The 14,121-nt window shown below is 48.6% G+C and carries 17 protein-coding genes and 1 other annotated feature (1 of these 18 only partly in view); of the genes, 4 read left to right on the top strand and 13 right to left on the bottom strand.

Annotated features, from left to right (window positions below):
- Positions 1-22: 22 nt before the first annotated feature.
- From DFR62_RS12855 to hisC, 10 genes are all read right to left on the bottom strand, one after another.
- Positions 23-1,021: a TRAP transporter substrate-binding protein gene (locus tag DFR62_RS12855; RefSeq protein ID WP_121300758.1), complete on the bottom strand. Its 999-nt coding sequence runs from the start codon at positions 1,019-1,021 to the stop codon at positions 23-25.
- Positions 1,022-1,059: 38 nt separating this feature from the next.
- Complete coding sequence (allD, locus tag DFR62_RS12850) at positions 1,060-2,070, bottom strand: ureidoglycolate dehydrogenase (RefSeq protein WP_121300757.1); 1,011 nt, start codon at positions 2,068-2,070, stop codon at positions 1,060-1,062.
- Positions 2,071-2,080: 10 nt separating this feature from the next.
- Positions 2,081-2,626 (bottom strand): 6-phospho-3-hexuloisomerase, encoded by a 546-nt coding sequence (gene hxlB / locus DFR62_RS12845; RefSeq protein ID WP_121300756.1) that lies wholly within the window; start codon positions 2,624-2,626, stop codon positions 2,081-2,083.
- Positions 2,627-2,641: 15 nt separating this feature from the next.
- Positions 2,642-3,598, bottom strand: a complete 957-nt coding sequence (locus DFR62_RS12840) for a sugar kinase (protein ID WP_121300755.1) — start codon at positions 3,596-3,598, stop codon at positions 2,642-2,644.
- 26 nt (positions 3,599-3,624) lie between these two features.
- Positions 3,625-4,629 carry a LacI family DNA-binding transcriptional regulator gene (locus DFR62_RS12835; RefSeq protein WP_121300754.1) on the bottom strand — a complete coding sequence of 335 codons (1,005 nt, stop codon included), beginning with the start codon at positions 4,627-4,629 and terminating at the stop codon, positions 3,625-3,627.
- Between the two features lie 270 nt (positions 4,630-4,899).
- Entirely contained in the window at positions 4,900-5,271 is a 372-nt protein-coding gene (locus tag DFR62_RS12830; RefSeq protein WP_135449617.1) for a nuclear transport factor 2 family protein, read from the bottom strand.
- Complete coding sequence (locus DFR62_RS12825; RefSeq protein ID WP_121300752.1) at positions 5,261-5,443, bottom strand: hypothetical protein; 183 nt, start codon at positions 5,441-5,443, stop codon at positions 5,261-5,263. Before DFR62_RS12825 ends, DFR62_RS12830 begins: the two co-directional genes overlap by 11 nt.
- A 62-nt stretch (positions 5,444-5,505) precedes the next feature.
- Positions 5,506-5,805: a hypothetical protein gene (locus tag DFR62_RS12820; RefSeq protein WP_121300751.1), complete on the bottom strand. Its 300-nt coding sequence runs from the start codon at positions 5,803-5,805 to the stop codon at positions 5,506-5,508.
- Between the two features lie 70 nt (positions 5,806-5,875).
- Positions 5,876-6,784 carry an NAD(P)/FAD-dependent oxidoreductase gene (locus DFR62_RS12815; RefSeq protein WP_121300750.1) on the bottom strand — a complete coding sequence of 303 codons (909 nt, stop codon included), beginning with the start codon at positions 6,782-6,784 and terminating at the stop codon, positions 5,876-5,878.
- A 142-nt stretch (positions 6,785-6,926) separates the two neighbouring features.
- Positions 6,927-8,030 carry a histidinol-phosphate transaminase gene (gene hisC, locus DFR62_RS12810; protein WP_121300749.1) on the bottom strand — a complete coding sequence of 368 codons (1,104 nt, stop codon included), beginning with the start codon at positions 8,028-8,030 and terminating at the stop codon, positions 6,927-6,929.
- A gap of 229 nt (positions 8,031-8,259) precedes the next feature.
- On the opposite strand from hisC, the gene DFR62_RS12805 reads away from it, so the two are divergent.
- Complete coding sequence (locus DFR62_RS12805; protein ID WP_121300748.1) at positions 8,260-9,033, top strand: SurA N-terminal domain-containing protein; 774 nt, start codon at positions 8,260-8,262, stop codon at positions 9,031-9,033.
- Positions 9,034-9,358: 325 nt separating this feature from the next.
- Here DFR62_RS12805 and DFR62_RS12800 read toward each other — a convergent pair whose 3' ends face one another.
- Positions 9,359-9,643 carry a DUF6509 family protein gene (locus DFR62_RS12800; RefSeq protein ID WP_121300747.1) on the bottom strand — a complete coding sequence of 95 codons (285 nt, stop codon included), beginning with the start codon at positions 9,641-9,643 and terminating at the stop codon, positions 9,359-9,361.
- Positions 9,644-9,774: 131 nt separating this feature from the next.
- Here DFR62_RS12800 and DFR62_RS12795 point away from each other — a divergent pair, with 131 nt between their 5' ends.
- The 3 genes from DFR62_RS12795 (at position 9,775) to DFR62_RS12785 (ending at position 11,891) form a co-directional block, all read left to right on the top strand.
- Positions 9,775-10,419: an SDR family oxidoreductase gene (locus DFR62_RS12795; RefSeq protein WP_121300746.1), complete on the top strand. Its 645-nt coding sequence runs from the start codon at positions 9,775-9,777 to the stop codon at positions 10,417-10,419.
- 70 nt (positions 10,420-10,489) lie between these two features.
- The gene (locus DFR62_RS12790; protein ID WP_101189296.1) at positions 10,490-10,867 is read left to right on the top strand and encodes a nucleotide excision repair endonuclease; all 378 of its coding nucleotides are present in this window, start codon (positions 10,490-10,492) and stop codon (positions 10,865-10,867) included.
- A gap of 169 nt (positions 10,868-11,036) precedes the next feature.
- Positions 11,037-11,891 carry a dimethylarginine dimethylaminohydrolase family protein gene (locus DFR62_RS12785; protein WP_121300745.1) on the top strand — a complete coding sequence of 285 codons (855 nt, stop codon included), beginning with the start codon at positions 11,037-11,039 and terminating at the stop codon, positions 11,889-11,891.
- 50 nt (positions 11,892-11,941) lie between these two features.
- Here DFR62_RS12785 and DFR62_RS12780 read toward each other — a convergent pair whose 3' ends face one another.
- Together DFR62_RS12780 and trpE are read right to left on the bottom strand one after the other, a co-directional pair.
- Complete coding sequence (locus DFR62_RS12780) at positions 11,942-12,550, bottom strand: anthranilate synthase component II (RefSeq protein WP_121300744.1); 609 nt, start codon at positions 12,548-12,550, stop codon at positions 11,942-11,944.
- The gene (gene trpE, locus DFR62_RS12775) at positions 12,547-13,899 is read right to left on the bottom strand and encodes an anthranilate synthase component I (protein WP_121300743.1); all 1,353 of its coding nucleotides are present in this window, start codon (positions 13,897-13,899) and stop codon (positions 12,547-12,549) included. Before trpE ends, DFR62_RS12780 begins: the two co-directional genes overlap by 4 nt.
- 79 nt (positions 13,900-13,978) lie before the next feature.
- Positions 13,979-14,121, bottom strand: a binding site (T-box leader) (it continues 59 nt past the right edge of the window).

Below are 14,121 nucleotides of genomic sequence, written 5' to 3'. Positions count from 1 at the left end.
GAAAGTGCCTTATTCTTCTATATTATTCAACTGCCAAGATTTGCTCGTATAGCTCCAATTGTTCAGCAGAAAGTGAGCTTTCAACTGCCGGAGTCATCGCTTCGCGGAATGCATCTTGGTCAACATCGACGAATTCCATTCCTGAATCGATCAAGTCCTGTTCAATTGTTTCAATTTCTTCGTTATACAATTCTTCTCCATATACCTGTGCTTCAGCAGCTGCATCTTGAACTACTTGTTTCAAGTCTTCGGAAAGGGCGTTATACTGCTCATTTCCGACAAGGATATAGATCCAAGAGAAAACGTGTTCAGTACGGTTCACATAATCCTGCACTTCATAGAGGCCGCCACTTTGGATAAGGTCAACTGGGTTTTCCTGGCCATCAATAACGCCTTGTTGCAGCCCTGTGAACACTTCGTTAAAGTCCATGACTTGTGGCGCTGCACCAGCTGCCTGCCAAGTGTCCAAGAACAATGGAACGTTTGGTACACGCATGCTGAAACCGCTCAAATCGTCCGGCGACGTAATCGGTTCGTTCGACGTCAAGTTACGCGGAGCGCGCGTGTGGTAATAAAGCGCTGTTAGACCCGCTTCGTCGCTGATTTCCTGTTTGATTTGTTCACCGATGTCGCCTTCTACTACGCTTTGGACGTGCTCCAAGTCACGGAACGCATAAGGAACGGCCATCAAGGCTGCATTCGGCGCCCAGTTTTGCAAAGTCTCTCCCGAAATAACCATGTCGGCTGATCCCGCTTGAATCGAGTTGATCGTATCTGTTTCCCCACCGAGTGAGTTGTTCGGGTAAATGGTAATTTCCAGTTGGCCGTCTGCATTTTCTTCCACTAATTCTTCAAACTTCAAAGCCGTTTTGTGCCAGATGTGATTTTCATCTGCCAAGTGGCCGAAACGCCATTCCGTTGTACCACCCGAAGATTCGCCGCCCTCGCTCGCGTCATCTGAACCACATGCTCCTAAAACCAATGCTGATGCAAAAACTCCAACCATCCATTTTTTCTTCATTATAAAAACTCCCCTTTGTGTAATTTTTTTATGAATGCTTATGCTTTTAGAAACTCATAAGTTGTTTCCGCGATTGTGATGCCCTGTTGCCGGTTGTGTTCTTCGTTCGCCTGTTCGATTTCCCCAGGCACCATTACTTTCTCAAAGCCTTCAGCAGCTGGAACTTCCCTAACTTCCCGGATCATCCGGTCCATCTGCGCTAAAAACACCTCGGGGTCTGTGAAGTACGAAGGGTTGATGACGCAAATATAATGTCCGAGTTTGCGATTTTTATCCAAGTCGCCGTACATTTTATTGATGTGCGGTCCGAAAGCCATACCGGCAAGCAAGCCAGAGAAGATATCGACTACCATTGAAAGGCCATATCCTTTGGGACCGCCGAATGGCACCAGTGCAGAAACTTTCCCAGGATCTGTAGTGGGCGTGCCCGTTTCATCGACTCCCCATCCTTCCGGAATAGCATTTCCTTCTTCTTTCTGCTGCAGGATTTTACCCAATGCAACATTTGAAGTCGCCATGTCGAGAATAAACGGCTTCTCCGATTTTGCCGGAACTCCATAAGCAATTGGGTTAGTGCCGAGAAATGCTTCCTTGCCGCCGAAAGGGACGACGATTTTATCCGTATGGGTCATCGCTACGCCAATCAGGCCGTGCTTCGTCGCTTCTTCTACAAAATAGCTGAGCGCGCCGCAATGGCTGCTGTTCGTTGCCGTGACCATCCCAACTCCGTTGGCTTTCGCCATATCAATCGCATGAGCCACAGCGATTCCAGCGACTACGTGCCCGAATCCATCGTCTCCATCTACAGTTCCCGTAACAGGGCCAGTTGCACTGAAAGATATCTCAGGATCGGTATTGATCCCGCCAGCCTGGATTCTGCTGATGTAGTGCTCGGTCCTTAATGCTCCATGTGAACTGACACCGCGCAAGTCAGCATGGATGAGCACGTCTGCGACTTTCCTTGCATGGTCTTCACGCAAGCCAGCTTTGATGAGTTTCTTCTGGATTAGAATTTTCACTTCTTCGAAAGCTACTGTAACTGTTGCCATAGTTTTTCTCCTATTCGAGATTAGTATGCCGCTTCGTTAAACTTCCCATTGAATCTTCACTGTAAGGACCATCGATTATGGCTGCGTCCAATAATAGATGCACAGCTTGGTCGAATTGGTTGCCTAGCGGCTGAATCGTAGCAGGCTCCCATTCGCGTCTTTTTTTCGTAGCTGCAGGGATGGCAAAGCCATATTTGCAGCGGTGCTCTTGCAGTTTGGAAGAATCTGCGGTGAGCATGGCTACTTCAGCACCAAGTTCATGCGCTATCTTGCAAAGCCCGTCGAGTTGAATCGAACTTCCCGAACCGGAAATGATGAGTAAGATGTCTTCTTGACCCATCGAAGGTGTTGTCGTTTCGCCGATCACGTAGACCGTTTTACCACAATGCATCAAGCGCATCGCAGCCGCCTTCGCCATCAACCCCGACCTTCCTTCACCGAAGAAAAAGAATCGCCTGTCCTGTTTCAATAAATCCACGAGGTCATCATACTGGGTTTTATCCACCCGTTTAATCAGCTCATTCAGTTCTTGTAATATGATCAACGGTGTTTGCATCAAGTCACTCCCTCCTCAACGCTCGACAACTTTCCTATCTTCCACGAAATCGCTTACATCTTCTAAATAAGGAAGACCTTCATTATCACCGGTTACGGTGGTCACCAAAGCCCCAACCCCATTCGCAAAGCGCAGAAGTTCTTCTGGGCTGTAGCCTTTTAGCCATCCATAAACATATCCCGCATCAAAGCCGTCGCCAGCTCCCACTGTATCTATCGGGGTTACGGGAAAACTGGCAGCTTCTGTCCAGCGGTTATCTCTCCACAACCTGGATCCGTTTGCTCCATCTTTAATGACGAAATCGGTAATGTTGAATTGCTGAATATAGGAAAGCAATTCATCCACCGACTCTTTCTGGGAAATCATTTGAATTTCATCAAGACCAGTCAACAGGATATCCACGTCAGGGAATATGCTTTCATATACAGCTCGCGCCTCTTTCATGCTCCATAGCTTCAAGCGGATATTCGGGTCAAATGAAACCGGTATGTTCAACTGCTTGGCGTATTGGATGATGGTATGGACCACCTCCCTGTGCTTTTCCGCTATCGCTAAGTAAACACCAGTTAAATGAATCAATTGAATATCGGTAAATAATTCCTCAGTGATATCTTCTGGCCCCAAGTCCGCCATTGGAGAAGGGTTCCGGTAGTAATACGTTTTACCAGCTCCGCTTTCATGGATTTCCTTAAAGTTGAGGGAAGTTGGAATCCCTTCCACAAAGCGCACCGCCGACACGTCAATGCCTTCACCGCGTGCAAAATTGTAAATCACTTTACCGAAATCATCATTTCCTAAGCGGCTGATCCATTTGCTGCCCAGCCCTAAGCGTGCACAGCCGATCGCAAAATTCATTTCTGCTCCCCCGATTTTCCGGTCAAACTGTGTAACATAACGCAACGGCCCTGTGGTGACCGGATTCATCGTAATCATAGCGTCACCGATTGTTAACACATTGAATTCATTCGACAATTAGGCCCCTCCTCGCTCACTCTTTTTTAAGTAGATTCTCTTGCCACCAGTTCTGGGGCGTATCTTTTTGCTTCATATGCTTCATCCAAACTTGAGCTGCTGATTAACGACTGCAAAGTTTGGGCTGCATCTTTTCCAATTGAAAAGGTTGGCTGCTTAATGACACTGATCGGAGTCGTCGCAATTTCTAAAAATGGCGAGTCATCGATGGCAATCACTCCGACGTCTTCGGGGATCGACAGCTTGTTTTTGCGGATAAATTTCAATAACTCAATCAGCGCCAAATCATTTGTTGCAAAAAATGCATCAGGGCGATTGTTGGAATCCCATAATTGCTGCAATCGCTCTGCCAGCAATTGCCGCTCATCCGCTACAATCCAGTCAGGATCGACAGTCAAAGACTTTTCAGCCATGGCGTTTTTGAAACCACTGATACGCTCAAGGCGGGGCGTTACTTTTTTCGCAATGGATGTTGATACCAAGCCGATTTTTTTATGCCCTTTTTTACTTAGCTCTTCCACCGCTATACGTGAAGCGCTTTCATTATCCAGCAATAGCGTCGGGTATAAAGGCTGGTCGATCAAGCGGTCGACAAAGACGATAGGAAACTGCGCATTTTTCAGTTGCTTATAGTACTCCTGATTCCCATTGGTCGGAAAGATGATTAAGCCATCTACTTGCTTGGCTATCAACATATCGATATATGCCCGTTCTTTTTCGGGTTGGTCGTCTGCATTGCAAACGAACAAATGAAATCCGTTGCGTTCGCATTCATCTTCGATGGCCCTGATTATTTCCGTCGAGAAGACGTGAAGAATATTGGCAACGATGACACCGATCGTGCCGGTTTTCTTTTGCTTCAAACTTTTGGCAACGTAGTTGGGGATGTAACCCAATTCTTTTATTGCCTCTTCAATCCTCGTCTTGGTAGCTGGCGCCATATACTCGAAGCGATTATTTATATACTGGGAAACCGTGCTCTTGGAGACTCCAGATTTTTCCGCGACATCTTGCATAGTTACTTTTTTCATTACATGATCCTCTCTACTAAACCGGTTTAGTAAATCGATTTAGTCAAAGTATATTTGAAAGCCCTTTCAAAATCAATAGTAATTTTTAGAAAAATCAATTTTAATTCTTTTGGCCTAAACAATAGGATTTCGAGAGGCGTACCGATTATGTCAACAACTTATAAATGCAGCAACGACAAATAAGACCCTCCCATAAATTCCAATAGGAACTGGGGGAGGGCCTTGGTTAATTTTCGTATACAACCGAATTGTTGCACTCAAAACTTCTTTTCATTTTACTTGATCGCTCTCGCTCAATCCGCTTTCCCCAAAAGCTTCATCCAGTTCATCAAAGCGCCCGATGCGATGGATTTTCTTATCGTCCATCTCAAAATAATTGAAGATGTGGGATTCTCCTGGCTCGCCTTGTTTTTTGGCGAGCTGTTCGAAGATGACCCGATTGTCTTTGGCGAATTTGTTGAGCGTCTCCAATTGCATGCCAGAGCCTTTCACCCATTCGGCAAGCATTTCGTGGCCGGCAGCTGATTTCCCGGGACTGATCAATTCAACATTATGGTCCGTGACGGAAAGCACTCCGTCGACATTTTGTTCATTGACATAATCGGTAAAGCGTTCCGCAAGCTTGATCGGTTCAATCATCATGTATGCCCCCTTCTTCCGGTAATTTTTCGAATATCACCAAGGCCAGCGTAGCGACGGGTCCCAGAAGGAGCGACGCCAGGAACCACATAAGGCCGCTCCGATTTTTGCCTTGGGCGAGACCTGCATTGATCAGCGCAAGTGTTCCCCATCCGACTGCGTATTCGTTTCCCATATCCATTCCCCCTTTTCTCCCATTCTACTCGAAAAAAAGAAGCCGAAAAAAATTCCGGCTTCTCAATAATTGGTGTTTTTTAGTTTTTTAAAGGTCTTGACGAAACGGTCAGGATCTCTTGGCACTTTATAGGTCAAGACGCCACGATGCGTGTGCAAATACAATAAATTGGCATCGTCGGAAAAGGTCTTATAGGAAATATCCCAGACATGCATCAAATTGAACTCGTTTGTCGAAGCGGTCAATTTATCTTCGTATAAATGAATTTCATATTCGGTGTGCGTGATTTTCATCTGGCCGGCTACGATCGAGCGTTCCGTGTCGACATAAGTGATGGAAGACAGTAAACTTTTCGGATCCATTCGGTTCGCCTCCCGGCTGTTTTCCTAAAGTCTACTGCACCTGCGCGCGACTATGCAACTGATACGGCGCCTACATTTCATCGAAATATTCGTTTATCAAATCCCCACATACCCCGATGGCTGCGGCACTGCCTTCACCAGCTGCGATGACGAGTTGCGACGGAACGATCAGCGAAGCATCTCCTGCCGCATACACATTCCACACATTCGTGCGCCCGTAATCATCCGTCAAGATCCCGCCGTGCTCGTTTTGTTTGCAGCCGAGCTCTTTGGCAAAATTAGTCGCATGGCTCCATAAAGGCGTGACGAACCCGGCACTGCGGTCGATCAATGTGCCATCTTCCAGCCGGACGCTTTTCAGCTTGCCGTTTTCCCCTTCCAGGCCGGAAATCGTATCTTCGTAAACTTTGATTCCCTTAGCGAGCAGCTTCTGCTTTTCCTCTTCTTCCAGACGCCCTTCACCGTTCGTAAAGACCGCCAAGTCGCGGCTCCACGTATAGACTTCCTTCGCTAGCGTAAATACTTTTTTATCGGCAATGACCGCGAGCGGCTGATCGCGCATTTCCCAGCCATCGCAATAAGGGCAGCTGAACAGGGTCGTCCCGTAAAACTTCTCGATATCCGGCACATTCGGCAGTTCTTCTTTCAATCCCGCCGCGATGATGATTTTGATGCTATGAAAAACCTTTCCACTTTTGGTCGTCAATTCGTAATGGGTTTTAGAAATACGGTCGATGTTGACGATGCGTTCGTTTTCCGTTTTGACGCTTCCGTATTTGCGGATCTCCTCATGCCCGAGCCGTTTGAACTCTTCCGGGCAAATTCCGTCTCTTGTAATGAACCCATGCGCTTCGCGGGTCACCAAATTGCGCCCATTGTCATCATCAAATAACACAGCATTCTTTCTCGAACGGCCAAGCACCAGTGCAGCATTCAAACCTGCAGGGCCTCCGCCGATAATGGCACAATCGTATAGCATAGCGTTCATCCTTTTCTACTTTCGTTTTCCTCCCCTCTTCCCCCTTCGCATCTGCATTAAACAGGGGGACAGCCTAAAAAAACCGATTGCCCAGGATCTCCAGGACAATCGGTTTTTAAACGCAGACTTCGTGCCGCACGCTTTATTTTTGGATCAATTCACGTAATGCCTGGACAAAGAATTTGTTTTCTTCCTCGGTGCCGACTGAAACCCTGACGTATTCTGGAAGGCCCCACCCTTTGCCGTAGCGGACGATAACGCCTTTTTTCATCAGATCTTGATAAAGCGCTTCTCCTTCATCACCCAATTTGACCAAGACGAAGTTGGCCATGCTCTTCGTATACGGGAGGCCCAGTTCTTCGAATGCTTCATAAAGGAACTCACGCCCGCGGCTATTCGCCTCGCGGGATTGCGTCACGTGTTCGTGGTCTGTCACTGCCGCCGTCGCAGCGAGCTGTGCCAGCGTATTGACGTTGAAGGGCTCTTTCACTTTCAGGATTGATGTGATGATTGAATCAGCCGCGATGCCGAAGCCGACGCGCACTCCCGCAATGCCATAGATTTTCGAGAAAGTTTTCAAGGTCAGCAACGGATAGCCTTGGCGGATGAATTCAGTGCCGTCCGTATAATCGTCCGCGTCCGCGTAATGGCTATACGCGGCGTCAAACACTACCAATACATCTCCCACAGCGTCCAATAATTTTTGGACATCCTGTTTCTTCATATAGGTGCCGGTCGGGTTGTTCGGCGAGCAAATGTAGATGATTTTCGTCTGGTCGGTCACTGCCGCGATCATGGCATCGACATCAAATGTGAAGCCTTGTGCGAACGGCACTTTCACGACTTTTGCACCCATGATGTGCGCACCAAAATCGTATTCGCTGAATGATGGGTCCGGCACGACGATCTCATCGCCCTGTTCCAAGAACGCTTCCGAAATAAGCGTGATCAATTCGTCCGCGCCATTTGTTGGAATGACTTGGTTTTTTTCGACGCCATGCTCTTTGGCGATTGCCGTTTTCAGATCACTGGCATCTGCATCCGGGTAGCGGTTCAAGCCAAGAACGCCTTGTTCGATGGCTTCGACAGCCTTTTTCGACGGGCCAAGCGGGTTTTCATTGGACGCCAGCTTAATGACGCGCTCCAAGCCCAGTTCTTCCTGCACTTCCCAAATCGGCTTGCCTGGTGAGTAAGGCTGGATTTGATCCAAGGTTTTGCGTGCTTTGATATTTTCCAAATTCGCCATTATGTACGCCTCCGTCATCTATTTTTAATAATATTGAATGAATATGTACTGCCATCAATAATGATACCATTAAAGCTGGATTTCCTGCATATCCACCTTAGTTAAAGCAAAATAATAGTCTCTATTATTACAGAAAAATCCGTTTCCTGAAAGGGCCACGTCCTACAATTTGAAACCCTCACCTAAATGTGGTTTACTTTAACGAGACTGACGAAAGAGGAGTTTTCACATGATTAAAAAAATGACATTTGTTTTCGCCCCATTCGCCCTCGCCTTAGTGCTCGGCGCATGTTCTGATAATGAAGAATCTACCGCAAACGAAGAAGCAGCGTCTCCTGAGACCGAACAGGCAGAAGGAACTGAAGAAAGCACTGAAGAAGCAGCAGGAAGCGAAGAAGCAGTACCTGCTGAATCGGCGCTCGAACTTCCTAAAGAAGACGCCGTCGTAGCAGTTGTCAACGGCGAAGAAATCCAAGGGAAAGTGTACAATAGCGTCGCCCGCCAATTCGAATCGACACTAGCTTCACAAGGACAGGACCCGTCAACTGAAGAGAACCTTCAATTGATTGAAGACGAAGCGATGTCCGTCGTCATCGGCAACACCGTGCTATTGCAGGATGCCAAGGATAAAGGCCACGAAGCGGATGATGCGGTCGTCGAAGAGCGCATGGAAGAATTGAAAGCCAACTTCGAGGACGAAGAAGCCATGAACGAAGCACTTGCTGAAACAGGTTTCACCCTTGAAGAAATGGAAGAGCAATTGCGTGAACAGCTTGTCTACGAAAGCTATATCGAAGAAGAAATCGATTCACCTGAAGTGACGGACGAAGAAGTCCAGGCAGCGTATGACCAATTCGTTGAAAGCTCAGAAGAAGAAGCACCGGCTTTTGAAGAGATGGAACCGACCATCCGCCAATCATTGCAAGAGCAAAAAGACCAGGAAGCTACTTTCGCGCGCGTAGAGGAATTGCGTGAAGAAGCTGAAGTCGAAGTAAAACTTTAATTTCCAAAAACCCCTACCGCAATTGGTAGGGGGTTTTTTCGGAGTGTTGAAGAAGTCTATAATCCGCTATGAATGAAAAAGGGAATCACCTTTTCTACATTCAAAATTCAATGTTCTATCTGAGTATTTGGAGAAGCATTCGCTCGACTCCTGTGGGACTAGCGGGTTTGAGAGACCCCGCAGGAACGCAGTGACGAGGAGGCTCGATTCCCGCCCCACGGAAAGCGAGCGATAAGCTTCGGAAAATACGGCTTTTTACCTTTCTCGACAGCTTGAAAAACCCCTACCGTAATCGGTAGGGGTTTTTCGATCTTACAGCCGTTATCTATTCAGCGAGACGCTCTTTGCAAAACGCCAAAATTTCCTGTTCTTCCTCTTCATCCAACGCAAAATCAAGCGGCTTCTCACTGTCATTGTCGATAAAATGATAATCGGCGATGCGCGCATTGCCGTCTTCGACCGCCAGGATCAGGCGCAAGTCAAGGCCGCCCGGGCGGTACAGTTCGTCTTCCTCGTCCACTTTGATCGCCATCGTGTACTCATAGCGTTCACCTGTCAGGATGCCGGTCGGGTCTTGCAATTTTTCAACTTCGTAATTAATGATTTCCATTATTGCACCTCCATTGCTCTATTTTAGCTTTCATCTTGCCATTTGGATAGCATGGCGGGAAGGTTTGGCGTTTAAGTGCAGTGGATACGGGAAAACACCAAACAGACATAAAAAATTAGGAGTGGATTTTGATGAACGTATTAGTTTTAGGAGCAAATGGCCAAGTGGGCCGCAATATTGTAGAAGAATTAACCGAAAGAGGCCATGACGCGGTAGCGATGATCCGCAAAGAAGAGCAGCGCGCAGAAATGGAAAAACGCGGCGCGAAGAAAATCGTCCTTGGCGATTTGGAAAAAGACTTCAGCCATGCATACGACGATGTCGACGCGGTCATTTTCGCAGCAGGCTCAGGCCCGAAAACAGGCGCTGACAAGACTTTGACCATTGATTTGTGGGGTTCTGTCAAAGCAGCGGATTACGCGAAGCAAAAAGGCGTTAAACGTTTCGTCCAGCTTGGCTCGGTCGGATCTGATGACCCGGATGCCGGCGGCGAGGAAATGAAGCCTTATTTGGTAGCTAAGCGCACAGCCGATGACCTTCTTGAACAAAGCGGTCTCGACTATACGATTGTCCGTCCCGGCCCATTATCGGATGATGAGAAAACTGGCCGTATCGAAGCAGCCACACACTTTGAGTCTTTCGAAAACCGTTCGATTCCACGCGCAGATGTAGCACGTACACTTGCTGAAGTGGTCGACCGTAAAAACACTTACGGAAAAGTCTTCGAGATCCTCCAAGGCGAAGCTGAAATCTCCCAGGAACTCGACCGCCTGTAAGCTTTAGGCGGATGGCGTTCGCGGCATTTCTATGGTAGACTAGCTTTACGATAATAGAGGACGTGATAACATGATTAATATTCAAGCACCGAAAGCTGACATTACCATCACTCAGCGCAAACAAGAAATCCAAGGCGATGAAGCAGTCATCAAACCGCTATACGGGTTTATCGACTTGCATGAAATTCCGCGCGACAAAGGCGGCATTATCCAATTCTTCAACCACAGCGGCGAGTTGCTGTTTGTCGGCAAAGCCCGCAAACTGCGCCAGCGCGTGAAAAAGCATTTCGAAGACAATGTCTCGCCATTGAAAAACCATCGCGATGAAGTACATCGCATTGCGGTTTCCATCGTGGAAGACCCGATGGAACGCGAAATTTATGAGACTTACCTGATCAATACAGGAAAAGCGAAATACAACGTCGATAAAGTATTTTATCGCGACTAAGGAAAACGGGCGCTCCCGATAGAGCGCCCGTTTTTTCTATTATTGATTTTTATACACACTTCTTGTGTAAGCTGTATCCAGCCAAATTTAAATAAACCCTTTTCCAGGTTTTATGAGAGTTTGAAAAAGGAATAGTACTGTAAAATCACGTTCTTTGGAGGAACTCACTATGTCCACACATGCCAAGCCAGTCCCAGCGGCCGATTGCCGCAGCGAATACGATACCCTGCGCCACGTGCTCCTATGCCCACCACGTTTCATGGAAATTCGAGACGTTATTAATGATGTACAGAAAAGATACAAAGATGAAAACATTGACGTAACGGAAGCTTTGCGACAGCATACTGCCTTTGTCGACGCACTAGCTGCAGAAGGCGTCGATACTGCTTTTCTAGAGGCCTCTGAAAAATATCCGGAGCAAGTGTTCACACGCGACATCGGCTTCACGATCGGCGATACGGTCTTCATCAGTGAAATGGCCGCGAATGTCCGCCAAGGAGAAGAACAGGTGCTGCAAAACTGGCTCGCTGAAAAAGGCGTCCGCTTCAAGCATTTGCCGGGGCACCGCATCGAAGGCGGCGACGTCATGGTCGATCAAGATACGGTATTCATCGGGATCAGCAGCCGCACTTCTGAAGAGGCGATTGAGGAATTGCAGCGACATATGCCGGATTTCCGCGTTGTCCCGATCCATCTCAACGAAAAATACTTGCACCTGGATTGCGTCTTCAATATTTTATCGCCGACCGAAGCACTCATCTATCCGGAAGCGCTGGAACAAGCGACAATTGAAATGCTGAGTGAGCGCTATATGCTGATTCCTGTCGAAAAGGACGAACAATTCAAGCTCGGTACGAATGTGCTATCGATCGGCGAGCGCCGCGTCTTCAGCCAGCCGCAAAACACCAAGGTCAATAAGCAGCTTCGCGAACACGGCTTCCGCGTGATCGAAACCGATTTTTCGGAAATCATCAAATCCGGCGGCGCTTTCCGCTGCTGCACGATGCCTGTCGCCAGAGGCTGAACAGAAACAGCTGCCCGCATTAGCGGGCAGCTGTTGTTATGTCCATATCTTTAATCACGGTCGGCTTGTTGCATGTGGAGCCGGCTTTCGCGCGCAAGTTCCACGAACCTCGCCATCATATCGGTGCCTTCCGGCGTCCCGATCGATTCCGGATGAAACTGCAGTCCATAGACCGGATAGTCTTTGTGCTTAATGGCCATCATCGTGCCATCATCCAACGCTTCTGCCTGTATAGTAAAGCATTCGGGCAAGGATGCCTTTTCGATAGCCAGCGAATGATAGCGCATAACAGGAACCCGCTCGTTCATGCCCGCGAACAAATCCGTTGCGCTATGCGAAACTTCCGAGACTTTGCCGTGGCGGATAGCCGGCGCTTCTGTGACGCGGCCGCCGAATGCCTCACCGAGCAATTGCTGTCCCAGGCAAATGCCCAGAATCGGCACCTCACGGTAAAGTTCACGGATCAACTCGAGCGATTCAGGGACATCTCTCGGATGACCTGGGCCAGGAGATAAAATAATCGCCTCAGGCTGTTTGCTGCGGATGTCATCCAAGCTCAATTGGCCATAGCGTACAACTTCCACATCTTCGCCGAGTGCCGCCACCGCTTGATAGATATTGTAAGTGAATGAATCATAATGATCGATTAATAAAATCATCCGAACACCTCCGTCAACGAACGCGCTTTATGGAGCGTTTCCTCGTATTCGGCTTGCGGTTCGGAATCGAAGACAATGCCCGCTCCCGCTTGAACGTGGACCGTGCCGTCTTTAACGACGAAAGTCCGGATGGCGAGCGCCACATCGAGATTGCCGTTGAAGCCGAGGTAACCGACAGCGCCGCCATAAACGCCGCGCCGTTCCTCTTCAAATTGCTGGATGAGCTGCAGCGCACGCACTTTCGGGGCACCCGATACCGTACCAGCAGGCAGGCAGGACACAAGCGCATCTAGTGGATGCATTGCGCCTTCCAATTCGCCGGTTACTTCCGACACGATGTGCATGACGTGCTGGTACTTCTCGATGACCATGTATTTCGGGATCGCGACCGTACCGACTTTTGCGACGCGGCCGACGTCATTGCGGCTGAGGTCGACGAGCATTTGGTGCTCTGCCCGCTCTTTTTCATCCCCCAGCAATTCGTTCTCAAGCGCTGTATCTTCCGCTTCGGTCTTGCCGCGTTTTCTCGTGCCGGCGATGGGATTGGTCACCATCTCGCCACCACGGATCGTCAATAGGCTTTCAGGCGAAGCGCCGACGACGGCATAGTTGCCGAAGTCGATATAAAACTGGTAAGGCGACGGATTTTGCTTGCGCAGTTTCCGATATAGAGTGAAAGCATCGCCTTGGTAATCCGCAGACAAACGCTGCGACAATACCAACTGGAACACTTCGCCTTTGCGGATTTCCTGCTTGGCCAGTTCGACTTGTTCGCGGAACCGTTCAGCCGTCGTTGCGGAATGGAAATTCAATGTTTCCGGCTGGTCGCCCGGTTCTTTCTCTGCTGCCTGCTCAAGCTGCACTGCGATTTCATCTGCGCGCCCTTCAAATGAAATGACCGTTACATCATGGCGGACATGATCGAACACGACGATCGTTTCGTATAGCTGTAAATGGATGTCCGGCATGTTCAGGCTGTCTTTACGGGCGCTCTCGACCGGCTCATACGCCGCGATGGCGTCATAGCCGATATAGCCGATCGCCCCGCCGGTAAACGGCAAGCCTTCTATATCACGATCGTCTTTCGGCATCAATTCCTTGATTCTCTCAAGCGGGCGCCCTTGTTCTATTGAACGCTCGCCGCTCCGATAATCGACCACTTCCAACTGGTCCTTCAATCCGATGAATGCTTTTGACGGATCCGCCGCAATAAATGAATACCGGCCGCTTGCGCTCGTTTTTAGCGAGCTTTCGAGCAGGCATTTGTAAGGCCCTTGCAAACGATGGAACACCATGATCGGCGTCAAGCTATCTCCTTCTACTTTCTTGATCTGTACATCTCTTCTCATCTCGGCTCAACTCCTCTTTCTTCTGGGCACCGCCGGTTCAATAAAAAAAAGCCCCCTGCACGAAATAAGATCATTTCGTACAGAGGACGGATCGACCGCGGTGCCACCTCATCTTGAAGCTCTCAGCTTCCACTTGAACCCCAATAACGCGGGGCAGACGGGCCTTCTTTTCAGATGGCCACTCATAAGTCCATTCACGCAGGTGCCACACCGGTTTCCAGC

This window comes from Planococcus citreus (genome assembly GCF_003664125.1).
In the GTDB taxonomy this organism is placed as follows: Bacteria; Bacillota; Bacilli; order Bacillales_A; family Planococcaceae; genus Planococcus; species Planococcus citreus.
This window is presented reverse-complemented; position numbering and strand designations above follow the sequence as displayed.